This is a genomic window from Pseudomonas oplopanacis (assembly GCF_057128725.1).
Genome location: NZ_JBSKHV010000023.1, coordinates 32,561 through 56,907, shown reverse-complemented (window position 1 = coordinate 56,907; position 24,347 = coordinate 32,561). Strand labels below are relative to the sequence as shown.

Below are 24,347 nucleotides of genomic sequence, written 5' to 3'. Positions count from 1 at the left end.
GAACTCAGCAGTGAAACGATGCATCGCCGATGGTAGTGTGGGGTTTCCCCATGTGAGAGTAGGTCATCGTCAAGATTGAATTCCGAAACCCCTGTCTGCTAATGCAGACAGGGGTTTTGTCGTTTCAGGCCTGCGTTATCGATCGAACTCAGGCTTACACAAACAGCTTCAACACATTACTCATCGAATCATCAGCAAACCCCTGCACAAACGCCTTGAACCCCGGCAGAGCCTCCACGCCCTCCTGCGCCGGTTCGGCGATGATGGTCCAGGTCGCACGGGACTTGCCCACTCCCAGCGGCTCAACATTCATGGCTGCCCACAAATTGGCCACGCCCAAGGTGTTGTAGATCATGGTCCAGGTCATGTTCAACGCGTGGTCATCCCGCGAGTTGAGTTGTTCGACCACCAGGTTGCCGTCCTTGAAGAATTTCTTGCGCAAGGACGACACGCCCTCGCCCGTCATCTCAATGTGCGACAGCGCCGGAATGAACTGATCGAAGCCGGCAAAGTTGCCGACGATTGCCCAGACTTTTGCGGCTTCGGCCGGCACTTCCACCGACGACACCACGTGGCAGCCTTGAGGGTTTTTGATCAGGGTATCGGGTTGCAGAGTGCTCATGGTTTTACTCCGTTTGGGTTGAATCAGATGAAGTTGATTTCTTTCAGGTAGTCGCAACCACGACGCAGCAGCGCCGGGGTTTTTTCCGGGTAGTGCGCGCCCATCTGCTGTACACCCGCCTGGGCATTGGCATGGCCGATCATCGAGATGTCGCCGATGTCTTCCTCAAAGCCGTTGAGGTAAAAACCGAGCACGCCGAACAGCGCGTTATCGCTATCGACCCGGCCCAGTTGCTGCTGCCAGTGCGCGACGCTAACCATCGAGAATTCCCGCCCGGCTTCGCGAAAGGACGCCACGTAGTCGTCCCAGCTCAGGGGCTCGGGGTTGTGCAGGTTGAACACGGCTTTTTCAGGCTGATAACGGCTGGCATGGAACGCGATGAACCGGGCGAGAAAGTCCACCGGCATCAGGTCGAAATTCAGCGCGAACTCCGGCACCTGGCCGAGCTGGATCGAGCCTTTGAGCATCAGCATCAAACGGTTTTTGTGCGGCTGACAGACACCCGTGAGGCTGTTGAAACTGATGTTGCCGGGGCGATAGAGATTGACCCACACCCCACGCTCGCGAGCCCGTTCAAGAATCCGTTCGCCGACCCACTTGGAGAGGTTGTAGCCGTTCTTGATATAGATCGGCGGTGTCTGCGCCGCGGGCAATTCCAGTACCCGGCCATCGGCGGCAATCGTGCTGGACGCCGAGAGCGTCGAGACGAAGTTGAAGACCTTCTTGCTGCGCCCTTCACACAACCGAAGGCACTCGAAAATCGGTTCGACGTTGTCCCGCGCCAGTGATTCGTAATCAAGTACGTGATTGACGTTGGCTGCGTTGTGCACCAGCGCGCCGAACTCTCGATCAAGGCGTTCGTAAACGTCATCGGACAGCCCCAGAGACGGACGAGTGATGTCCGCGGCATACACCCGCACCCGGCTCAGGTCCAGGTGCTCCAGACGGTTCTCGCGCAGTGCATGAGCAAAGCGCTCCGCCGCCGATTGCCCTCCGCCATCGCGCACCAGGCACGCGACTTCAGTGGCGCCCCAACCCAGCAGCGCCTCGACGATATGCACACCGACGAAACTGTTCGCGCCGGTGACGATCACCTTGTGCACATCGCCCATTTGGCTGACAGGCAACGGCTGAATATCCAGCTCACGGAAGGCATCCGCCAGGGCCTTTTCACTCAGCACTTCTTCAGTGCCGGAGCCGCGCACCAAGGTCGCCAACTTCGCAATGGTTGGCAGTTCAATGAAGCGGTTGATCGAAATACTGCGCCCGAACTCCTCGCGCAATCGCAGCAACATGCGCGATAACAGGATCGAATGGCCGCCCAGATTGAAGAAGCTTTCGTCGGTTGAAATGTCGCTGGCCGGCAGCTCCAGCAACTCAGCCCAGATCTCCAGCAGCAAGGCCTCATCGGCACTGACTGGTAAGCGCCGTGCGGTGTTGTCCAGGACGTTGACCGGCATCGCAAGCAACGCTTTGCGATCGACTTTGCCATTACTGGCGAAGGGCATACTGTGCAGTTCGGTCCACGCACCGGGCTGCATGTAGTCCGGCAAAAACTGCAACGCGTGAGCCTTCAAGGCCTCGCGAGCGGCACCGGGTCGGTCCTCCTGAGGCTGCGCGAGGAAGGCCAGAATGCGTCGCTGACTGTCGATGACCACCGCAACCTGGCGGTATAACTGGCTGTCGCGCAGGCAGCGTTCGATCTCTTCCGGTTCAACCCGAAAGCCGCGAATCTTCACCTGGTTATCCCGCCGGCCACACAGCTCGATGCCGTCGCCGGTCCACTTCGCCATATCGCCGGTCCGATAGGCGCGCAGGCTTTGGCCGCTTGGCAAGCTCAGGTTCAGATAGCGTTCGGCCGTCTGCTGCGGGTTGTTCAGATACCCCAGGCACACACCCGGCCCGACGATGTACAACTCACCGACGGTGTGGTCGGAGACGGGTTGCAAGTCCTCATCGAGAATCAGCACCTGACTGTTGGCAATCGGTGCGCCGAGGGTCCGGTTGCTGTCGCCGGGACGCAACTGTCGCGCGGTAATCAGCACCGTGGCTTCGGTCGGGCCATACAGGTTGTAGAGCTTGCCCTGGCGCGTCAGTTGCTCGATCACGTACGGTTCGCAAACGTCGCCGCCGGTCATCACATGATCCAGCCCCTGTAACTGATCCAGCGGCAGAATGCTCAGCAGTGCCGGTGGCAAAAATGCGTGGCTGAGTTGCTGGTGGCGGATCAGCTCGACCAGTTGCAAGGGGTCGCGGCGTTGGTCGTCACTGGGCACGATCAGCTCTGCACCCTGCAGCAGGGTCGGGAAAATATCGATCAGCGACGAGTCAAAACTCAGCGACGAAAACTGCAGCACCCGACTCTGTTCGGCGAGTTGTACGTAGTTGGCGTACCACGCAGTGAAGTGTGCAAGGTTGGCCTGACTGAGCAACACGCCTTTGGGATGCCCGGTGGTGCCCGAGGTATAGAGCGCCATGCACGGCGCATCGAGATCGGGCCGCTGACGCATCAAGGGTTGTTGGAGATCCACGTCCTCGATGTCGATGCGGCTGATATCCAGCCCCGGCATGTCGCCGGCGAGCGGGTGCTCGCCGTCATGCAGCAACAACACGGCCCCGGCGTTTGAAAGTATGTACTGCTGACGTTGCAGCGGATGGCTCGGCTCCAGCGGCAAATACACCGCGCCGCTGCCAAGAATCGCCAGAATCCCCGCATACAGCGCGCTGCATTTCGGCAGGCAGATCCCGACCACCAACGGCCCCTGATGCTTATCGAGCAGCGGTTGCAACTGCTGTTGGATAGCACGGCTATAGGCATGCAGTTGCCGATAGCGCAGCGTCGTACCGTCGATGCTCAGCGCGGGTCGTTCGGCGGATTGAACAAGGCGTTGTTCAAGGCGCTCGATCATCGGAATCTGCCCCAGCTCCAGCAGCCAGGGTTGAGCGGTGATGTTGAGCTGATGGACAAACGCCAGGTGTTCAAGCCACACCAGCGTGTCCACACGCTCAAAGTGGGCCGGCGCGGCCGGTTGTGCGTGCAGAAAATACTCGGCATCCCGGGAGAAGCGGCTGACCAGCAGCGCGACGTGATCCACCAGTTCCGCCACCGCTCGCAGGCGTAAGGCCTGGCCGTTGCCGTAGGGCTCGTCGGCGATAGGCACGCGCGTGAACAGTGTGGAGTTGTACGAGCACAGCAGGTCCAGCGACGGCAAGCCGCCAGCCCCCGATCCACTGATACCCAGTTGCAGCGTCAGTCGCGGTGTTGCACCGAAACCCGAAAACGGTAGGCTCGCGTCGTCGATCAGCAAATCAAACGATGGCTGCTCAGTGAGCGTGTCGAACCGCACCAGAGAATGACCGTGTTGTTCAAGTTCCAGCGCCAGGTCGGTCAAGGCCTGGCTTTGCCCAATGAGCAAAATGTCGAGACGTCTCATGGATGTTCTCCTCGTTAAACCAGGTAGTCGCTGAGGGCGTCTTGCACGCACGGCGAATCGAGCAGCGAACTGCTACGGAAAAACCGCACGATGTTGGCGACCAGCGGATGATGACGATTGATCGGGAAGGCCAGCCCCGAGACTTCGCTCTTGAGTGCCTGACGCGCCGCGTCGTTGATCTGCAAAGACTCGATCAACCGGAAGTCGAAGGACTTCTGAATGTCGTTGGTCAGGTAATGGCCGATGAACACCGGCAGGATCTGCGCGATGCAATGGCGGTCTTCTTCGCTCGCGGTGTGCCAGTAGATGCGCACCAGGCGCGCCCAGAAGCCGGAGTGGCGACCTTCGTCCAGCAAGTGATCGGCCATCAGGCCTTTGATCGATTGCTTGACCGTGTCGTCCTTGGCGAACGCCGCGACATCGCCGGTCACGGTGTTCTCGGCAATGGCCACGCAGATCAATTCGACGGCACTGCGCAAGTGTTCCGGCGCGAGCGCCACGGCTGCCGGAATGGCGCGACTGAGCTCGATTTCGTCGGGCAATACGATCGGCGTGATGCCGGTCATGGCGACGGTCTGCTGCATGAAGTCCATGGCCACCAAGGCGTGGTAATCCTCGTCCACCACCACGGTCATGGCGTCGTAACGGCAGGCGAACGGGAACGCCACGGCGAAGCGATTCTTGGCGATGCTGCGCGCGGTCTTATCGACGATTTCGGTTTCGAAAATCACCACGTCGTTGATGAATTTGTAGAGCGTCTGCACCAGCGCGAAGTCCCGTTGCTCCGGGCATTCGCGCAGGAAGGTTTCGCTCAACACCAGCGGCTGGCGACTCAAGGGATAGATCAGCTTGTCATCGTTTTCCAGCACCCGCCGTGGGCGAGTGCGGATGGTCGCGCGGCTCTCCCAGGCATCGGCAAAGGATTGGTAATCGGCGGCGTTCATGCGCTCACCTCACGCAACGGCTCGCCCATGCTCAGGCGCAGGCCGTCCCACAGGGCGATGCGGCTTTCCACAGCAGCAATCGCGCTGGCGTAGACGTCCTCCTCCCGTTGCGGATTGCCATCGACCAACCGCGCGAGGAGTTTTTCCGCCGCCGGGCCGTGGTCTTCGGAATCGACTTCGATGTGCCGTTCCAGGTAATAACGGAAGGTCGGCGCTTGCTCGATGCCGATGCCCCAATCGTCGAGAATCCGCTGGAACATCTGCGGAATCACACTCTCACGACCGTGCAAAAACGCCGCTGCAACGCTGTGTCCCGGTGCGTGCAACGCCGTGTGCAAGGTGTGCCGCACGAACTGCGCGGCGGCCGGGTCGACGTCCACGCTTTGCAACGCGACGTCGTAGCTCACGCCTTCTAGTTGCAACGCGACAAAGCGCTCCACGGCGACGGTGCTGGCCCCGACTTCGCGCATCGCATCCAGGTACAACTCAAAGTGGCTGTAATGACCCTGGGCCGGACGGTCATCGGATTCTTCACCCAGCACGATCTCGTTGATCAGGCGCGCAGCCTGCGGGTCTCGAGGCGGCAGCCAGGGAAGTTGGACGCAAGTCAGTTCCTGTTGCAGACGCTTGGTCAACGACATGAAGTCCCAGACTGCAAAGACATGGGTTTCCATGAAACGTTGAAGTACCGACAGCGAATGTATTTCAGAGAAAATTGGATGTGCACTAAGTTCGGCTTTCTTCTGGATGAGACGGTCTTTATTCGCTTTCATGAGTGAGCCTATAAGTAATCTGAGATGCCGTTAAGGAAGTTGCGATCAATCCGCGCCTGGCGTTTAAAGTTTTCAGTAGACGAGCAAGTGCCTCCATCTAATTGATCGGTTTTCGTGGTTATGATCCGCAGGTCAAGCCTTGCAGGCCTGTGTGCAGTGCGGCGAACAAAAACTAATACACGAACAAAGTTCCCGGCAAGTCATTTTTTAATTAAATAAAAGTTCATATTTACTCGGCGCGACAAGTTCCAATAAAACTTTAACTGGCAGTTTTATTTTGGCGTAGTTGCTCCTTCCAACTAATTAAAGTCAGAATTGAAATGAAGAGTGAATGCCTCACTCGAAGCAACTTTCTTGGTTGAATCAGTGACATGACTTTAGAGGGTGGAAGTTGGCTGGGATCAACGCCGATGCTTCCTTTCCCGTGACAAGACTCCTTCCGTAGGTTCTTGTTGCGGGGACTGTTGCGCAGGTGCGCAGCGTCGCCCGTTCATTGGTTGTTGGCAGTCCAAGAGTGAGCGTAAATCACGGCAGCCGCTATCTCCGAGGCGTCATCTTCTCGGTGCAGTTATTGGGCTTGGGAGGGGAAAAGCGAGGGCAAGGCTTTAGAGCGGGGCTGAGCGCAGTCGTGACAAGCGAAAACGAGCAGTTTGTTCTGCTCGTTCTGGCTTGCCGGCACGGTTTACCGGGCGGTTTTCTTGTTCAGTGCATCAGGGCTGGCGAGGTAGCGCGTAATGACCTCGACGCCCCGGTTGAGGTGATGTTCGAGCAGCTTTACTGCGCGCTCGATATCGCGATCTTCCACGGCCAGCAATAGCGCCCGGTGATCGTCCTGGGACAGTTTGCCCAGGCCCATCGCTTCGAGGTTGAAACGCAGGAAGCGTTCTTCTTCGTTCAACCCTTCTTCGATCAGGCTCAACAAGCGACGGTTAGGTGCCTTGCAGTACAGCGACATGTGGAACAAACGATTGAGACGGCCGATCTCGCTGTAGTCCTGCTCTGTCTCCATATCATCGATATGACGGGCAGAGGCTTCGAAGTCTTCTTTTTCGAGTAAGGGAATCGACAATCGCAGGGCCTCGGATTCCAGAAGAATCCGCAGCGCGTAGGTTTCCACGGCGTCGCCCTGAACCAGCGGTGCTACGACGGCGCCTTTATGGGCGACAACGTTGAGCAGCGCCTGGGCTTCGAGTTGGCGCAAGGCTTCGCGCACGGGCATACGGCTGACGCCGAACAGGTCGGCCAGGTCTTGCTGGCGCAACGCGGTGCCGCAAGGGATGCGCCCATCGAGAATCGCCGAGCGCAGCGTTTCTTCGATCACCGAACGTGCGAGGTGAGCGGGAATCGGCCCGCTGACTTTGATATTGCTGAGAGGGTTGGTCTTGTGTGGCACTACTCGCACCCTATTCGACTGAAATATTTGGATCCAAATGGACACTAGAGACTGCGATGAGGCTTGTCAAACAAGTCAGGTTTTCAATCGCAAGCTTTTCATGTCATTCACAATACAAAGTCTAGCCCGTCGCCCGTGATTGCACCGTGCCATTGTCTTTTACCGCGCTAACCTGCACCATCGGCCGAATTCCATTTGCCTGCTCTGGATGCCTCGCATTGGCGGTACGTTTCGCAATCCCACGGATCTTGCGCTGGCTGTGCTGCGCGCTACTGCTGGCCGGCATCATGCTGGGCGGCTTGCAGGCCGATTGGGACTTTTCGCTGATCAGCCGTCGCGCTCAGGCCCTGTACGGGCCGTTGGGTGAAGGGCAGCAGCGGATCGACGCCTGGCAGCATTTGCTGGCCACGCAGAAGCAGGTCAGCGAGCTGGAGCAGCTCAAAGTGGTCAACCTGTTTTTCAACAATCAGGTGCGCTACGTCGAGGACATCGACCTGTGGCACGACGTCGACTATTGGGAAACGCCCATCGAAGCGCTGTGGAAGGGCGCCGGCGATTGCGAAGACTATGCGATTGCCAAGTATTTCAGCCTGCGCCACCTCGGCGTCTCCAGTGACAAGCTGCGCATCACCTACGTCAAGGCCTTGCGCCAGAATCGGGCGCACATGGTGTTGACCTACTATTCAAGCCCCGAGGCCATGCCGCTGGTGCTCGATAGCCTGATCAACGAGATAAAGCCGGCCAATCAACGAACCGATCTGTTACCGGTCTACTCTTTCAATGCAGAAGGTTTGTATTTGCCGGGCGCCAAGGGCAACAAAAAGGTCGGTGACACCAAACGCCTGTCCCGCTGGCAGGACGTGTTGAAGAAAATGCAGGCCGAAGGTTTCCCGGTCGAAACGACAAACTAGGAGCACGCGCTCAGATGTCTTTGTTCAAACAGCTGTTGATCGCTATCTGTCTGTTCCTGGTGGTCGCCTTCACCGGCAGCTTCATGGTCAGCCTGGAAAGTTCGCGCACGCAGTACGTCAACCAATTGCGTTCCCACGCCCAGGACGCCGCGACGGCGCTGGCGCTGTCCCTGACACCCAACATCGACGACCCGGCGATGGTCGAGTTGCTGGTCAGTTCGATTTTCGACAGCGGCTACTACGCCAGCATCCGCGTCGTTGACCTGAGCAACGACAAAACCATCGTCGAGCGCAGCGGGATTCCGGCGGTGAACAATGTGCCGGACTGGTTCGTCAAAATGATTGGTCTCGAAGCCGCTGGCGGCGATGCGATTGTCAGCCGTGGCTGGGAGCAGGCGGCGCGGGTCGAGGTGGTCAGCCACCCGATGTTCGCGTTGGCCAAGCTGTGGCAGAGCGCGCTGGGCAGCCTCGGCTGGTTGTTGGTCTGCGGCGCCGTGAGCGCGGTGCTCGGCGCGCTGTTGTTGCGCCGCCAATTGAAGCCGCTGGACTACATGGTCCAGCAATCCCACGCCATCGCCCGTCGTGAGTTCCTCAGCCTTCCGGAGTTGCCACGCACCCCGGAACTGCGCCGCGTGGTGCAGGCGATGAACCAGATGGTCGAGAAGCTCAAGGCGCTGTTTCAGGAACAGGCCGAGCGCAGTGAAAAACTGCGGGTCGAGTCCTATCAGGACAACCTGACGGGGCTCGCCAACCGTCGTTTTTTCGAGATGCAATTGAACGCCCGGGTGAGCAATCCGGAGCAGGCCAGTTCCGGTTATCTGCTGTTGTTGCGGGTCAAGGACCTGGCCGGTTTGAACCAGCGCTTGGGCGGTCAGCGCACCGACCAGTTGTTGAAAGCGGTGGGCGAGCAGTTGTCCCGCGAGTGTGCCAAGTACCCGGAAACCCAGAACCTCGTTACGCGGATTCGCGGCGGCGAGTTCGCGGTGTTGGCGCCAGGGCTGGTGCGCGAAGAAGCGTTGCAACTGGCGCAGAACCTCGACAGTGCGTTGGCGAGCCTGCATGCGACAGGCGCCACCGACGTGGCCACGGTGGCTTCGATCGGGCTAGCGCCGTTCGTTCATGGCGACTCACCGCAAGCGGTGCTCGGGTTGGGTGATCAGGCATTGGCGCAGGCCGAAAGTCAGGGCGAGCCGAGTTGGGCGTGCCTGGATCACAGCGCGTCGGCCAGTGTCGGCGATGACCATCATGCCTGGAACAACTTGCTGGACCAGGCGTTGAATCAGCGGCGCTTCCAGTTGTATTTCCAACCGGTCGTTGCCAGCCAGGACACGCAACTGGTGCTGCATTACAAAGTGCTTTCGCGCCTGGTCGATGAGCAGGGCCAGACCATTCCTGCCGGGCGCTTCCTGCCGTGGCTGGAGCGTTTCGGCTGGACCGCGCGGCTGGATCGGCTGATGCTGGAATTGGTGCTGGAGCAGATGGCGGGCCACGAAGAGTCGCTGGCGTTGAACCTGTCGTCAGCGACGCTGGGCGATCCGCAAACGCTGAATAAAATCTTCGAGATTCTGCGCACGAATTCCAATCTGGGGCCGCGCCTGACCCTGGAAATCGGCGAGGAACAATTGCCCGAGCAGGCGATGCTGGAAGAGCTGACGCGGCGTCTGCGAGAACTCGGCTTCTCCCTGAGCCTGCAACGCTTTGGCGGGCGTTTCAGCATGATCGGCAACCTGGCGCGGCTGGGGTTGGCGTACCTGAAAATCGATGGCGGCTACATTCGGGCGATTGATCAGGAGAGCGACAAGCGCTTGTTCATCGAGGCGATCCAGCGCGCGGCGCACAGCATCGATTTGCCGCTGATTGCCGAGCGGGTCGAGACTGAAGGGGAGTTGTCGGTGATTCGGGAGATGGGGATTTATGGGGTTCAGGGGCAGTTGTTTGGTGAGCCCAAGCCTTGGCAGTGAGGCTGACGCCCTCTTCGCGAGCAGGCTCGCTCCCACAATTGAAATGCATTCCTATGTGGGAGCGAGCCTGCTCGCGAAAGCGTCAGTGCAAGCACCGGAAAATCTGAAGGAAAATTCCTAGGAGATTTCCTTCGAGTTGCGTCGGTTTTGGTGAACTTGTTCCGGGTAATGCGCAGGTCTAGTCTGGCCTTGTCACTGAATAATCGGTGACACGGACGTGCAAGTCCGGGTAAAAGACGACGCGCAACGCCATTGTTTTATGGCGGCTGTGCGTGGGAGATCTTTCTTCCGAGAATGATCTGCCGGGGTCCGTCTGCCCGGTCTTGCACACTCGCGCACAGCTGCCACCCCATTCGCGTGCAAGCGAACGGTCGTAGCTCCCAATACAGATGGAGATACAACATGTTCAAAGTAACGCCAAATCCGCCTTCTCCCCGCAGAGGCCACCTCTTCACCGTCTCCCCCGATATCCCCACCGAAGCCCTCCTGGCCAACGCCTCCGAAGACCTGCGCTCCATCAGCGCCATCGCCGCCGACCTGGCAGACGATGTCGACGGTTCACGCCGCTGCGTCGCGCTAGCGATTAGCCGAATGGCTGATGGGGTTCATTTATTGGTGGAGCGGGCGCTGGATCACCTTGAATCGCCAGAGTTGGCGCCGGGTTCGGGAGGGTTGGCAGGATAAATTTGTGTTGGGTTGAAGTCCGCTTTCGCGAGCAGGCTCGCTCCCACAGTTGATCTCCAGTGAACACAATTTTTGTGGACGACTGAAGTCCCATGTGGGAGCGAGCCTGCTCGCGAAGGCGCCAGCCCAGACACCCAAAAAGGCGGGGCCTTAGATCAACCCCGTCTCTTCATCATCAATCAAATGACTCAACCCGCCCAACGCCTCACGCGCCTGGGTCCGGTCCATCAATTTGGCCTGTGCCGCCGGCGGCAGGTCGGTGACGCGGATCACGCCTTTGCTGGTCAGCACCTGGATCAAGTCGTCGAGTACCCGGATCATTTCCAGGTCGCTTTGCTTGAGCTGTTTGAGGCTGGTTTCCATCACTTCGTTGGCATACCAGGCCTGGATTTCATGGTGGTCGGCCGGCAGTGTTTCCGTGGCCTCGGCGTAGGCCGCGGCTTCCACGCGCACTAACTGGCCTTGCGCATCGCGTTGCACGTAGAACATGTGAGCATCCCTCAGAAATGAACCAGCCTCATGCTGTCAGCAGCATAGGCCAACTGGACGCGAGTATGCGGTGCGGCGACGAAATCGTCACCGTGGAGAACGGCACAAACGTGACGGCCGCCCCATAAGGGCGGCCGTTTTTCGTGGGATCAGCTGTTGTTGTGGTCGACTTTGATGGTTGGATCGCTGCCGGCAATCAACGTGTGGATGTTGGCGCTGGACCAGTTGTTGCCTTCCAGTTTGATTGTCACGTCCGGCGTTGCGGCAGCCGCGTCGCCAGAGTTGAACTTGCCGCCGGAGCTGACTTGCAGCGACGACACGCCATCCACCGTGCTGATCTTCAGGAAGTTGTCGATGGTGCTTCCAGTCTCGCCCTGCAACAGATCACGCAGGTCGATGCGGTCGCCTTCGCTGGCCTTGAAGTCCTTGATCACGTCGTTGCCGGTGTCGCCCGACTTCCACACAAAGGTATCGGCACCCGAACCGCCAATGAGGATGTCGTTGCCCGAACCGCCCATCAGCGTGTCGTTACCGCTGCCGCCGAGCAGGATGTCATTGCCCTTGCCGCCGTCGAGGCTGTCGTTGCCACCCGAGCCGAAGAGAATGTCATTGCCCGCACCACCCAACAGGGTGTCGTTGCCGTCATGGGCACCGGACACATCAAACGCGTTGTAGTGCTCGGTGATGAACTGATGCACGTTGCTGGTGGTGACCTTGGTGACGTCCACGCCGGTCTGCTGGGCGACGAACGCCTGCATCGCCTGATAACCCTCACCGGCAATGCCGTTGAAGCTCACCAGGTCGCCGAACAGGATGTCGTTGCCGTCGCCGCCATTGACCGTGTCGGAACCCGGCTGCGTCGTTTCGGTGTGACCGATGATCGAGTTGGCCAGGTCTTTCGGATCGATGTTGGTTTGCGGCGTATGGTCCGTGTCGTACGGTTTCAGGTCGGAGAGGGTGACGTCTTTGTTCAGGCCGATCGCCTCGACATTCGACAGGTTGCCCAGCAGCGCAAAGCTGCTGTTGGCGTTGTCGGTGGTGTTCGAGTTTGAGTTGTTGCCGCTGCCCGCGAGGCTGGAAATCTCGTACGTGCCATCGCCTTGAGCGTGAACGGTGCCCAGGGTGCTCGAACTCCATCCCCACCATGAACTGTAGGTTTGCAGCGTCGCGGTGCCCGCACTGTTGATGTTCAGGATGTGGGTGCTGTCGATGTTCGTGGAGAACGTGTCGCCCGGCTTGTAGTTGCTGGTTTTCACCACGTCATCGAGCTTCACGTTGCCGTACAGGATCGGGTTGGTCTGCTCGCCGTTCTGGTAGTACGTCGGTTGGCCGTCGGTGATGAAGTAGGTCAGGTTCTTCGCCCCGGTGTTCGCCACGGCGTCGGCGCTCTGGAACCAGTTGGCCGTGGTCTTGAACACGTCCTCGTAGTTGGTGCCGCCGCCGGACGACATCGAGTCAAGTACCGATTTGAGCAAGGTCAGGGCGTTCGGATCGTTCAGGTTGACCGATACCGACTTGTTGACCTGGGTATCGAAGTCCACCAGGAAGATGTTCACGGTGCCCGAGTTGCCGCCCATGCTCTGCTTGAGGGTGTTGAACACCGACGTCAGCGAGTCCTTGGCGGAGCTGATCGACGAGGCGCTCATGCTGCCCGAACTGTCGACCATGAACGCGATGTTGTAGTTGGTGCCCGGCACCACGGTCAGCCCGCCGATGTCGGCGACGATGATGTCGTTGCCGTCGGTGCCGGTGACGGTGTCACTGGCGGCCGTGGCGGTGATCGCGTTGTAGACCGCCGGATAAACGGTGACCGGGATCGTCGCGGTGCTGAGTGCCGATCCGCCCAACGCCTCGGTGGACGTCGAGGTCACGGTCAGGTTGAACTGGCCGTTGTAGTACGGCGGCGGGGTCACGGTCAGGGTGCCGAGGTTCCAGCCGGTGACGTTGGCTTCGCCGGAGGTCGCGGTGGCGGTGAAGGTGTGGCCGGCGCCATCGGTGAGCACCGAGCCCGCCGGAATGCCGCTGATTTTCACGCTCAGGCTTTCGGAGCCGTCGGTGTCGGTCAGCGCCGTGTTGATCGCGGTCAGGTGAACGCTGGTGCCTTCGGCACCGGTGTTGAGTTTGTAACCGTCGTAGTAGCCTTCGCCGTTGGTGCCGTGCAAATCGGACACCGTCACGCCGGCCGCGGCCAGGTCCGCCACGCCGGTGTACAACGGCACGCCAGCGCTGCTCAGGTCGACTGCCGCGCCGCCGTTGACCGACAGGTTGACGTCATAACTGCCCGGGCCGCTCTGGTTGTGGTGGTAGATGTCCAGGGTGTAGTAACCGCTGGTGGTCGGGGTGTACGAACCGTTCAAGCTGCCGCCCGCGCCCCACAAGGCGCTGGCCACGTTTTTGCCGCCGATGGTCACCAGCAGGCTGTCATCGCCGGTACCGCTGAAGGTGTAAGTCTTGCCCGCTTCGAGGTAGATCAGGCCGGAGGTTTTCGATGCCGTGCCTGCCGCGACGCTGCCGTCGGACTGCACGTTGGTCACGGTGCCACTGGAGTTTGGTGTGCCCGCGCCATCGATGACGCTTTTCAGCGTGCCCGTAGCCGCGCCGTTGCCATCGGTGCCGAGGCCCGACAGGCCGGTCCAGACTTCCTTGATCAAGCCCGTCGAGGTTACGTTGTTGCTCGCGACGTTCAGCGTTGGCGCGTCAGCCACCGGGGTGATGTCGATTTTGATCGTGCCGGTGTTGCCCTGCAGCGAGCCATCGGTTGGCTGGAACTGGATCTGCGCGTAGTCCGCCTTGTTGTTGCCCATGCCGGCGCTATTGCCGTTGGCGCCAGACTCGTTGGCATCCGGCGTGAAACGCACTTTACCGGCGTCGATATCAGTCTTGCTGAGGGTCTGGTTGGCCGTGACGTCGGTCCAGGTCGAACCGTTCAGGTACTGCAATTTGCCTTCGCCCGGCAGGCCGGTGATTTTCACACCGAGGCTGGCGGCGGGGCTGTCGACATCGCTGACGCCAAAGGTCGACCAGCTCAGGATCAGCGGGGTGTCTTCGGTGCCGGTGACGTTGACCGGTGCGGCGGTCGGTGCGTCATTCACCCCGACCACGGTCACGGTGGTGGTCGCGGTGTTGGAGTAGTTGCTGCCATCGGTCACGGTCACGGTGATGATCCGCGGCACGGTGCTCGGGTCTTCACTGCCGTTGGTGAAGCTGATGTTCTTGATCTGCTGCATGTAGTCGGCGAGCGTCGCGTTGCCGGACAACGTCAGCGTGACCGTGCCATTCGTGCTGTTGGCATTGATGGTGATGCCATTCACGCTGTTGCCCAGGTTCAGCGCATCGCCCGTCTGACGGTTGGTCAGCACGATGGTCGCGCCGGTCAGCATTGTGCTGTCCGGGTCGGTGATTTTCAGGTCGGTGTCGCCGATCGATACACCCTGGCCGGTAGTGCCTTCGGTGAACGTCACGTTGTAGTTGGCACCGGTGGCGCCGCTGGAGTTGTTGGCGTCGAGGTCGAGCACCGGCGGCGCATCGTTGTCGATGATCGAGGTGCTGACGCTGCCATTGGTCGAACTGACCGCCAACGTCTCGAAGTTGCCGCCGGTGGCCGAGTCGATCTTGACCACGAAGTTTTCAGTGCCTTCGGTGATCCGGTCGTCCAGCGTCGCGACGCTGAAATTGGCGCTGCTGGCGCCGGCGGGAATCTTCACGGTGTACACACCGGTGAAGTCCGAACCGTCGGCTGCGGTGCCGCTGTAGACGATTTTCAGGGTCACTTCGGTCTGCGCCGGGTTGGTCAGACTCACCGTGTAGCTGGCGGTCTGGCCTTCGGTCACCGAGGTACTGCCAGTGATGCTGACCGTGGTGGTGTCCTTGAAGTCGCCGACCGTGGTCGAGACGCTGGTCTTGTCCGCGCCGAGGGCTTCAAGGTTGCCGCCGCTGGCGCTCTTGATCGATTCAGTGACGGTTGGCGCGCCGTTGTAAACGTCGTTGCCCGCGGTCACAAGCAAGGTACCGGAGCTCTGGCCGACGGCGATGGTGATGGTCTTGCCGCTGTCGAGAGTGACGGTGACCGGCGCATCGTGCGCGGTGACCAGTGCGCCGTTCTTGTCGGTGATCGTCGCGGTGTAGGTGATGGTGCCGGTTTCATTGACCGACGGCGTGGCGGTCAGCTTCACGGTGGTTGTGTCGTTGACGTCATTGACCGAGGTGCTGACTTTGTCAGCGTTTGGAGCGATCAATTCCAGGTTGCCACCGGCCGCCGATTTGATGCCTTCGGTGACGGTGGTTGGACCTTTGTAGACGTCGTTGCCCGCCGTCACCAACAAGGTGCCGGAGCTCTGGCCGACGGCGATGGTGATGGTCTTGCCGCTGTCGAGAGTGACGGTGACCGGCGCATCGTGCGCGGTGACCAGTGCGCCTTTGGCATCGGTCAGGGTCGCGGTGTAGGTGATGGTGCCGTTTTCGTTGACCGACGGAGTGGCGGTCAACTTCACGGTGGTGGCGTCGTTGACGTCATTGACCGAGGTGCTGACTTTGTCGGTGTTTGGCGAAATCAATTCCAGGTTGCCACCGGCCGCCGATTTGATGCCTTCGGTGACGGTGGTCGGACCTTTGTAGACGTCGTTGCCCGCCGTCACCAACAAGGTGCCGGAGCTCTGGCCGACGGCGATGGTGATGATCTTGCCGCTGTCGAGAGTGACGGTGACCGGCGCATCGTGCGCGGTGACCAGTGCACCTTTGGCGTCGGTCAGCGTCGCGGTGTAAGTGATGGTGCCGTTTTCATCAACGCTCGGAGTGGCGGTCAACTTCACAGTCGTCGCGTCGTTGACGTCATTGACTGTGGTGCTGACCTTGTCGGTGTTCGGAGCAATCAATTCCAGGTTGCCGCCGGCGGCCGATTTGATGCCTTCGGTGACGGTGGTCGGACCTTTGTAGACGTCGTTGTCTGCGGTCACCAACAAGGTGCCGGAGCTCTGGCCGACGGCGATGGTGATGGTCTTGCCACTGTCGAGGGTGATGGTGACTGGCACATCGTGCGCGGTGACCAGTGCGCCTTTGGCGTCGGTCAGGGTCGCGGTGTAGGTGATGGTGCCGTTTTCATTGACCGACGGCGTGGCGGTCAGTTTCACGGTGGTGGCGTCGTTGACGTCATTGACCGAGGTGCTGACTTTGTCAGCGTTTGGAGCGATCAATTCCAGGTTGCCACCGGCAGCCGATTTGATGCCTTCGGTAACGGTGGTTGGACCTTTGTAGACGTCGTTGTCTGCGGTCACCAACAAGGTGCCGGAGCTCTGGCCGACGGCGATGGTGATGGTCTTGCCACTGTCGAGGGTGACGGTTACTGGCGCATCGTGCGCGGTGACCAATGCGCCTTTGGCATCGGTCAGGGTCGCGGTGTAGGTGATGGTGCCGTTTTCGTTGACCGACGGCGTGGCGGTCAGCTTGGCGATAACTTCGCTGATGGTGTCGGTGATGACCACCGACGCCGGGTTGCCCACCACCAGGTTTTCCAGCGCAGTACCACCGGAAGTCGCGCCGTTGATGCCCAATGTCGCGGTGCCGGCGTCTTTGTAGACGTCTTCGCCTTGAGGCGCCAGGGTGTGGACTTTTTCCGTTTCGCCTGCGGCGAAGGTCACGGTCTGGCCATCGCTCAACTTCACGGTCAGCGGAACATTCTGGGCCTTGTCGAGCTTGATGGTGAAGCTCGGCGCCTGGTTTTCCAGGACCGCGCCGTTGCCGACGATGGTGATGCCGACTTTGTCGCCCTGGTTGTTGATCGAGGTACCCGAACCTGATTCGTCAGTCACGCTGGTTTGCGACGAATTTTGAGCCAGGGTCAGTTGTTGGAAGTTGTCAGCACCGCTGACGCTTTCGAGTTTGTTGACGATGGTCGGCTGACCGCCCATCAGGATGTCGTCCGGGGCGGTAATGGTGAACGATCCCGACGCCGCGTTGGCGGGCACTTTGATGAGTGTGCCGTCGGACAGCTTGAAGGTCAGCTCGTCGTGGCTGCTGATGGCGATCCCGTCTTTGTTGGACAGGGTCACGGTGTAAGTGATTTGGCCACCTTCGGCCACGGTGGTTTTATCCACGGTGAGGGTCGCGACCACTTCGCTGACATAGGCCGTCGGGTAAACCGTGACCGGAATCGTCGCGGTACTTGGCGCCGAACCGCCGAGGGTCTCGGTGGACGTTGAGGTTACGGTCAGGTTGAACTGGCCGTTGTAGTTCGCCGGCGGGGTCACGGTCAGGGTGCCGAGGTTCCAGCCGGTGACGTTGGCTTCGCCGGACGTCGCGGTGACGGTGAAGGTGTGGCCCGCGCCATCGGTGAGGACCGAGCCGGCCGGAATGCCGCTGATCTTCACGCTCAGGATTTCGGAGCCGTCGGTGTCGGTCAGTGCCGTATTGATGGCGGACAGGTGAACGCTGGTCCCCTGCGCGCCTTCGTTGAGTTTGTAGCCCTCGTAGTAGCCTTCACCATTGCTGCCGTGCAGGTCGGAAACCGTCACGCCTGCATGGGTAAGGTCCGCCACGCCGGTGTAGATCGGCACGCCAGCGCTGCTCAGATCGACTGCCGGACTGCCGTTGACCGACAGGTTGACGTCGTAGTTGCCCGGGCCGTTCTGGTTATGGTGGTAGATGTCCAGCGTGTAGTAGCCGCTGGCAGACGGTGTGAACGAACCGTTCAGGTTGGCACCCGCGCCCCACGTAGTGGCCGCGATGTTCTTGCCACCAATGGTCACCAGCAAGCTGTCGTCGCCGGTGCCGCTGAAGGTGTAAGTCTTGCCGGCTTCCAGGTAAATCAGGCCGGAGGTTTTCGACGCGGTGCCTTGGGCCACATCGCCACCGGATTGCACGTTGCTGACGGTGCTGCTGGAATTCGGCGTGCCCGCGCCATCGATGACACTTTTCAGCGTGCCCGTTGCCGCGCCGCTGCCATCGGTGCCCAGACCCGACAGGCCGGTCCAGACTTCCTTGATCAATCCAGTCGACGTTACGTTGTTGCCCGCGACATTCAGCGTTGGCGCATCCGCCACCGGAGTGATGTCGACCTTCAGGGTCGCTTCAGTGCCCTGGTTGAAGCCGTCGGTAGGCTTGAACTGAATTTGTGCGTAATCCGACGCTTTGTTACCGATGCCGGTACCGCCATAACCATCGGTGCCTGATTCATTGGCGGCGGGCACAAAGGTCAGTTTGCCCAAGGCGATATCCGCCTGGCTGATGGTCTGGCCCAAGGTGACCTGCACGCCGTTGAACAGCAGGGTGCCACCGCCCGATACCTGGGTGATGGTAATACCGAGCGAGCTGTCGTTATCGACGTCGGTGACCTTGAAGTCGTTCCAGCTCAGGGTGATCGTCGAATCTTCGACTCCGGTGACAGCGCCACCGATGGACACTGGCGCGTGGTCGTTGTCGAGGATGGTGACGCTGGTCTTGTCGGTGCTCAGTACCAGGTTTTCATAATTACTGGTGCCCGAAACGCCAGTCAGTTGATTGACCACTGTCACCGACTGGTTGATGACGTGATTGTCCTGGGTGGTCACCACGGTATTGCCGCTGGTTTGGTTGGCCGCCACTTTAACCACGGTGCCGTCAGTCAACGTAAAGGTCAGGTCACCGTGATTGTTGACCGGCAGGCCATCGGCGTTGGTCAGGGTCACGGTGTAGGTGACTTTGCCGCCTTCGGTGACGCTGGCGTTGTCCACCGTCAGTTTGGCGACCACGTCGTTGAGGGTATCGGTGATGTCCGTGGACACCAGAGACTTGTCCGGCACCAGGCTTTCAAACTTGCCGCCGCTGACTTGGTCGATGCTGGCGGTGACTTTGCCGGCGTCCAGGTACACGTCGTCTTTCGGTGCGTCCACGCTGACGTGGCCGGACACCGCATCCTTGAGGATGGTGATAGTCGAGCCGTTGCTCAGTTTCACGGTCATGTCGCTGCCGGCGGCATGGGACAAGGTCGCGGTGTAGACGATTTGCCCGCCTTCCTGCACCGAACCGCTGGCGCTGAGGGTCAGGCTGGTGGTGTCGGCGGTGTCGGTCACTTTGGTGACGACGGCCGAGCGGTCGGTGTCGAGTTTTTCGAAGTTGCCGCCGGTGCTGTCCGCGATGGCTGCGCGGACGACCGGTGCGCCGGTGTAGATGTCATTCGGTACGGTGTACGGCACCGAACCGCTGGACTCGCCGGCCTTGATGTTGATCACCAGGCCATTGTTCAGCGTCACGGTCATCGCCGTGTCAGCCGGATGGTTCAGGGTGGCGGTGTAGAGGATCTGGCCACCTTCGCCGACGGTACTCACGTCTGCGCTGAGTTTGAGCGTCGTGGTGTCGATGGTGTCATTGACGGTGGTGGTGTGCGTGGTCTGGCTGACGTCGAGCTTCTCGAAATCGCCGCCGCTGGTGCTGGCGATGCCGACGGTGATCTTGCTGCCGTCCTTGTAGACGTCATCGCCCGGCGCCGGGATGGTGATGGAACCTGACTTGTCACCAGCCTTGATCACGACGCTCTCGCCGTTGCTCAACTTGACCGTCATGTCAGTGCCGGCGGCATTGGTCAGGTTGACGGTGTAAGTGATGTTGCCGCCTTCGACCACGTAGTCGCTGGCGGTCATGGTCACCTTGGTGGTGTCCACGGTATCGCTGATGGCGGTCGAGGTCGGCGTTGTGTCGGCGACCAGTTTCTCGAAGTTGCCACCGGTCACCTCCTTGATGGAGTTGATCAGTGGTTCGTGACCGACCAGCGCATCGTTCGGCGCCTTGACGGTGATCGAGGCATTGCTTTCACCGACGGCGATGGTGATTTTTTCACCATTGGCCAAGGTGACGACCACAGCCTGGCCGGTGACCGGTGCATTGACGGACGCGGTGTACACCACGTTGCCGCCTTCGGTCGTAGCGGGCGTCGCCGTCAGGCTGACCGTCGAGGTGTTGATCGTGTCAGTGACGTCAGTCACCGCTGCTACCGGGCTGCTCACCAGGTGTTCGAAGTTGCCGCCAGTGGCGTCCTTGATGGTCGCTTCGACTTTGCCGGCGTCTTTGTAGACGTCATCGGCCGGCGCCTTGACGGTCACCGAGCCAGTGGTCGCACCCGCAGCGATGCTGATCACCGCACCATTGCTCAGGGTGACGGTCACCGGAGTGCCGGCGGCGTTGGTCAGGGTCGCGGTGTAAACGATCGAGCCGCCTTCAGCGACGGAATCGGTCGCGGTCAGGCTAACCGTGGTGGTGTCTTTAACATCGGTCACTGAAGTGACTGCCGGCGTTTTACTCGCCACCAGATTTTCGTAGTTGCCACCGGTGGTGCCGTCGATTTTCACGCTCAGCGTTGCGCCGCCAGCCAGGGCATCGTTGGGGGCCTTGAAGTTCACATGGGCGCTGCTGGCGCCGACCGGAATGGTGATGGTCTGGCCGTTCGACAAAGTCACAACAACCGGCGTGCCGGTCACAGGCGCATTGACCGAGGCGGTGTAAACCACGGTGCCACCTTCGGCCGTGCTCGGTGTGGCGGTCAGGGAAACTGTGGTGTTGTTAATGGTGTCGGTCACGTCGGTGACGGCTGGCGTCTTGTCGGCGACCAGGTTCTCAAAGTCGCCGCCGGTGGTCTTGGTGATGCTGGCTTCCACTTTGCCGGCGTCTTTATAGACATCATCCGACGGTGCGGCGTAGTTCACCGAACCGGTGAGGGCGCCTTTGGCAATATGGATCACTGCGCCGTTGCTCAGTGTCACATTCATGGCTGTGCCGGCAGCATTGGTCAGCGTCGCGGTGTAGACGATTGAACCGCCTTCAGCGACCGAAGGGGTGGCGCTCAGTGTCAGGCCGGTAGTGTCTTTCGTATCAGCAACGGTGGTGACCGCCGGCGCGTAGTTGACCGCGACGTTTTCGAAGTTGCCACCGCTTTGGCTGACGATGATCGCCGCGACTTTGCCGCCATCGACGTACGGTGTGTCAGCCGGTGCCGCGATCTCGACCGAGCCGCTGGAAGCGCCTGCGGCGATCTGAATGACCGCACCGTTGCTCAATTTTACGGTCATGGCCGTGTCTGTCGGGTTGGTCAGGGTGGCGGTGTAGGTGATCTGGCCACCTTCGCTGACGGTGTGGCTGGCTGACAGAGACAGCAACGTGGTGTTGATGGTGTCAAAGACGATGGTGATGGCGGGTGCCGGGCTGACGACGAGGTTCTCGAAGTTGCCGCCGGTGGCGTCGGTCACTTTCACAGTGAGCAAACCGGTGTCTCTGTAGACGTCGTCGCTTGGCGCCGCGATGGTCACCGAACCGCTGGTTTTGCCCGCGGCAATGGTGATGGTCTCACCGTTGCTCAGCGTGACGGTGACCGGGGTTTGTGCGGCGTGGCTCAGGGTCGCGGTGTAAGTAATGTGCGAACCTTCAAGTACCGCGGTGTCCGCACTGAGGGTCAGGCGTGTGGTGTTGGTGGTATCAGCCACGTTTGTCACGGCTGGCGCCGGGTTGGTGACCAGGCTTTCAAAGTTGCCGCCAGCAGCGTCTTTGATAGTGACTTCAACTTTGCCGGCGTCCTTGTAGACGTCGTCCTTCGGCGCATCGACTTTGACGGTGCCGGTAGTTTTACCGGCATCGATGGTGATGGTCGCGCCGTTGCTCAGGGTCACGGTCACTGGCGTGCCGGCCGGGTTGGTCAGGGTCGCGGTGTAAACAATCGAACCGCCCTCGTTGACGTTGCCGGTAGCGGTCAGCGAGACGGTGGTGGTGTCGACGGTGTCGGTCACGCTGGTGCTGACCGGTGTCTTGTCGGCGACCAGGTTTTCGTAATTGCCACCGCTGACGTTGGTGATCGAGTTGGTGACCGGTGCGTGACCATTGACCACATCGTTCGAAACCACGGCATTGACGGTGCCGCTGCTTTTGCCAATGTCGATGGTGATGGTCTGACCGTTGGCCAGGGTCACGATGACGGGCGAACCGGTGACCGGAGCGCCAACCGATGCGGTGTAAACCACGGTGCCGCCCTCGGCCACGCTGCTGGTGGCGGTCAGGGTAACGGTTGAGGTGTCGACGGTATCGGTGACACTGGTCACGGCGGCAGCCGGGTCTTTGACCAGAGTTTCGAAGTTGCCGCCCGTGGCGTCCTTGATGGTCGCTTCGACTTTGCCGGCGTCTTTGTAGACGTCGTCGGCCGGTGCCTTGACGGTCACCGAGCCAGTGGTCGCCCCCGCAGCGATGTTGATTACCGCGCCATTGCTCAGGGTGACGGTCACTGGCGTGCCGGCAGCATTGGTCAGGGTCGCGGTGTAAACGATCGAGCCACCTTCAGCGACGGAGTCGGTCGCGGTCAGGCTCAGTGTGGTGGTGTCTGCGGTGTCAGTGACCGAGGTGTCCGCCGACTTGCCGTCAACGTCCAGCTTCTCGTAATTGCCACCCTTGGCATCATCAATCTTGACGCTCAAGGAGCCGCCGCCGGCCAAAGCATCATTCGGCGCAGTGAAATTGACGCTGGCGCTGCTCGATCCGACCGGAATGGTGATGGTCTGGCCGTTGGACAAGGTCACGACCACCGGCGAACCGGTGACGGGAGCGGTAACGGACGCGGTGTAAACCACGGTGCCGCCTTCGGCAACAGTGCCGCTGGCGGTCAGGCTGACCGTCGAGGTATCGAGCGTGTCAGTGATTTGAGTCACCGCCGCTGCCGGGTTGGTGACCAGATTCTCGAAATTACCGCCCACCGCTTCTTTGACTGTGACTTCGACTTTGCCTGCGTCTTTGTAGACATCATCAGCCGGCGCCGGGACGCTCACGCTGCCGGTGGTCGCGCCCGTCGCGATGGTAATGACCGCGCCGTTGCTCAAGGTCACGGTGACTGGCGTGCCGGCCGGATTGGTCAGGGTCGCGGTGTACAGAATCTGTCCGCCCTCGGCCACTTCGGTCGATGCCGACAGGCTCAGGCCGGTGTCGTCGCGGGAGTCGGTGATGGTAGTGACCGCCGGCGTGGTGCTCGGGACCAGGTTTTCGAAGTTGCCACCCGTAGCACCGGTAATCGTGGTGGTGACGGTGCTGCCATTGTTATAGACGTCGTTGGCAGCGGTCGGCACGTTGACGGTGCCCGTGGTGTTGCCGGCGTCGATGGTGATGGTCGAACCGTTGGACAGCGTGATGGTCACCGGGGTTTGAGCCGGGTTGGTCAGCGTCGCGGTGTAGGTGATCACGCCGCCTTCGGTAACGCTGGCGCCGGCGGTCAGCGTAACGGTAGTGGTGTCGACGGTGTCGGTGACCTGAGTCACGGCCGGAGTCGTTGGCGGCGTGACGATGATGCCGTTGCCGCCCGTGGTGCCGGTGACGGTCACATTGATCTGGGTGGAGTCGTTATAAACGGTGTCGTTCGGCGCCAGCGGCACGCTGACGGTGCCGGTCAGTTGGCCGGCCTGGATCACGATCACCGAGCCGTTGGACAAGGTAATGCTCAAATCGGTCAGGGGTGCCTGGCTCAGGGTCGCGGTGTAAACCAGTACGCCGCCGGCTTCGGTGATGGTCGGCGTGGCGCTCAGGCTCAGGGTCGACTCACGTTGCAAGTTCGGGTTGGTGTCGGCCGTTTGTCCGTCGAGAGGGTTCTGTGCCGCCAATGCGCTGGTGCCGAAGCCCGCCGTCGGGAAACCCACGGTCGGGTCCACTCGGCCAGCGGTGGCATCCAGCATCACGAAGCTGTGACCACCACCTGCCGCGCCGCCCGTGCCGGCAGCCGTAGGGCCGGCCGCGGTGGCTTCAAGGTCTTTGGTCGGGTCGGCGCCGGCGACGATGGCTTGCTGCAGTTCTTCAACCGATGGCGCGGCCTGTGCGGTGGCTTCTGCCAGGTCGGTGCTAGAGTCCGGAGTGTTGGCGCTCCACTGAGTGTCACGCCCCAGGTCAAGGGTCCGGCCGTCAGCCAGTTCGAGCGTGACAGCGCCCGCTGCACCAGTGTCTACCTGATCGCCCACCAGCAACCGATCGCCTTCAACGAGTACACGACGGACGCCCTCTGGGGACACCGCGAAAACTTGACCGACAATGCTTTTGACGATGGCAACAACACTGCTCATTGAAGACTCTCCGGGTGGCGCATTCAGTTGACTTGCACAGGTGACTTACTGAGACATGACGGCATTTGGCCTGCCCTGTCCGGGCGTACTTTT

10 protein-coding genes and 1 rRNA gene are annotated in these 24,347 nt (G+C 60.6%); 4 read left to right on the top strand and 7 right to left on the bottom strand.

The genetic code is table 11. The features are described from left to right. Positions 1-75 (top strand): 5S ribosomal RNA (gene rrf, locus ACWKV5_RS28325); the annotation flags it as partial. Between the two features lie 79 nt (positions 76-154). Here rrf and ACWKV5_RS28320 read toward each other — a convergent pair. From ACWKV5_RS28320 to ACWKV5_RS28300, 5 genes are all read right to left on the bottom strand, one after another. Beyond that, positions 155-622, bottom strand: coding sequence for an SRPBCC family protein (locus ACWKV5_RS28320; RefSeq protein WP_483843944.1), 468 nt, complete (start codon positions 620-622; stop codon positions 155-157). A 23-nt stretch (positions 623-645) separates the two neighbouring features. Further along, a complete protein-coding gene (locus tag ACWKV5_RS28315) occupies positions 646-4,056 on the bottom strand; it encodes an amino acid adenylation domain-containing protein (protein ID WP_483843943.1) in 3,411 nt (1,136 codons plus the stop codon). A 14-nt stretch (positions 4,057-4,070) separates the two neighbouring features. Further along, a complete protein-coding gene (locus ACWKV5_RS28310; RefSeq protein WP_483843942.1) occupies positions 4,071-5,000 on the bottom strand; it encodes a diiron oxygenase in 930 nt (309 codons plus the stop codon). Continuing rightward, positions 4,997-5,773 carry a DUF3050 domain-containing protein gene (locus ACWKV5_RS28305; RefSeq protein WP_483843941.1) on the bottom strand — a complete coding sequence of 259 codons (777 nt, stop codon included), beginning with the start codon at positions 5,771-5,773 and terminating at the stop codon, positions 4,997-4,999. Before ACWKV5_RS28305 ends, ACWKV5_RS28310 begins: the two co-directional genes overlap by 4 nt. A gap of 682 nt (positions 5,774-6,455) precedes the next feature. After that, the gene (locus ACWKV5_RS28300) at positions 6,456-7,166 is read right to left on the bottom strand and encodes a GntR family transcriptional regulator (protein WP_483843940.1); all 711 of its coding nucleotides are present in this window, start codon (positions 7,164-7,166) and stop codon (positions 6,456-6,458) included. 218 nt (positions 7,167-7,384) lie between these two features. On the opposite strand from ACWKV5_RS28300, the gene lapG reads away from it, so the two are divergent. The 3 genes from lapG (at position 7,385) to ACWKV5_RS28285 (ending at position 10,722) form a co-directional block, all read left to right on the top strand. After that, positions 7,385-8,077, top strand: coding sequence for a cysteine protease LapG (gene lapG / locus ACWKV5_RS28295; RefSeq protein ID WP_483843939.1), 693 nt, complete (start codon positions 7,385-7,387; stop codon positions 8,075-8,077). Between the two features lie 14 nt (positions 8,078-8,091). Then, a complete protein-coding gene (gene lapD, locus ACWKV5_RS28290) occupies positions 8,092-10,038 on the top strand; it encodes a cyclic di-GMP receptor LapD (RefSeq protein ID WP_483843938.1) in 1,947 nt (648 codons plus the stop codon). Between the two features lie 402 nt (positions 10,039-10,440). Continuing rightward, entirely contained in the window at positions 10,441-10,722 is a 282-nt protein-coding gene (locus tag ACWKV5_RS28285) for a DUF6124 family protein (RefSeq protein WP_483843937.1), read from the top strand. Between the two features lie 150 nt (positions 10,723-10,872). On the opposite strand, the gene ACWKV5_RS28280 is transcribed toward ACWKV5_RS28285, so the two are convergent. Together ACWKV5_RS28280 and ACWKV5_RS28275 are read right to left on the bottom strand one after the other, a co-directional pair. After that, positions 10,873-11,211 carry a hypothetical protein gene (locus ACWKV5_RS28280; protein ID WP_007948790.1) on the bottom strand — a complete coding sequence of 113 codons (339 nt, stop codon included), beginning with the start codon at positions 11,209-11,211 and terminating at the stop codon, positions 10,873-10,875. A gap of 149 nt (positions 11,212-11,360) precedes the next feature. Further along, positions 11,361-24,254: a retention module-containing protein gene (locus ACWKV5_RS28275; RefSeq protein WP_483843936.1), complete on the bottom strand. Its 12,894-nt coding sequence runs from the start codon at positions 24,252-24,254 to the stop codon at positions 11,361-11,363. Positions 24,255-24,347 lie beyond the last annotated feature (93 nt).

What these genes read in the sequence shown, in the direction of transcription:
- lapD (WP_483843938.1), top strand. Translation starts at nt 8,092, where the DNA reads ATGTCTTTGTTCAAACAGCTGTTGATCGCTATCTGTCTGTTCCTGGTG.
- ACWKV5_RS28275 (WP_483843936.1), bottom strand. Translation starts at nt 24,254, where the DNA reads ATGAGCAGTGTTGTTGCCATCGTCAAAAGCATTGTCGGTCAAGTTTTC.
- ACWKV5_RS28280 (WP_007948790.1), bottom strand. Translation starts at nt 11,211, where the DNA reads ATGTTCTACGTGCAACGCGATGCGCAAGGCCAGTTAGTGCGCGTGGAA.
- ACWKV5_RS28310 (WP_483843942.1), bottom strand. Translation starts at nt 5,000, where the DNA reads ATGAACGCCGCCGATTACCAATCCTTTGCCGATGCCTGGGAGAGCCGC.
- ACWKV5_RS28320 (WP_483843944.1), bottom strand. Translation starts at nt 622, where the DNA reads ATGAGCACTCTGCAACCCGATACCCTGATCAAAAACCCTCAAGGCTGC.
- ACWKV5_RS28305 (WP_483843941.1), bottom strand. Translation starts at nt 5,773, where the DNA reads ATGAAAGCGAATAAAGACCGTCTCATCCAGAAGAAAGCCGAACTTAGT.
- ACWKV5_RS28315 (WP_483843943.1), bottom strand. Translation starts at nt 4,056, where the DNA reads ATGAGACGTCTCGACATTTTGCTCATTGGGCAAAGCCAGGCCTTGACC.
- ACWKV5_RS28285 (WP_483843937.1), top strand. Translation starts at nt 10,441, where the DNA reads ATGTTCAAAGTAACGCCAAATCCGCCTTCTCCCCGCAGAGGCCACCTC.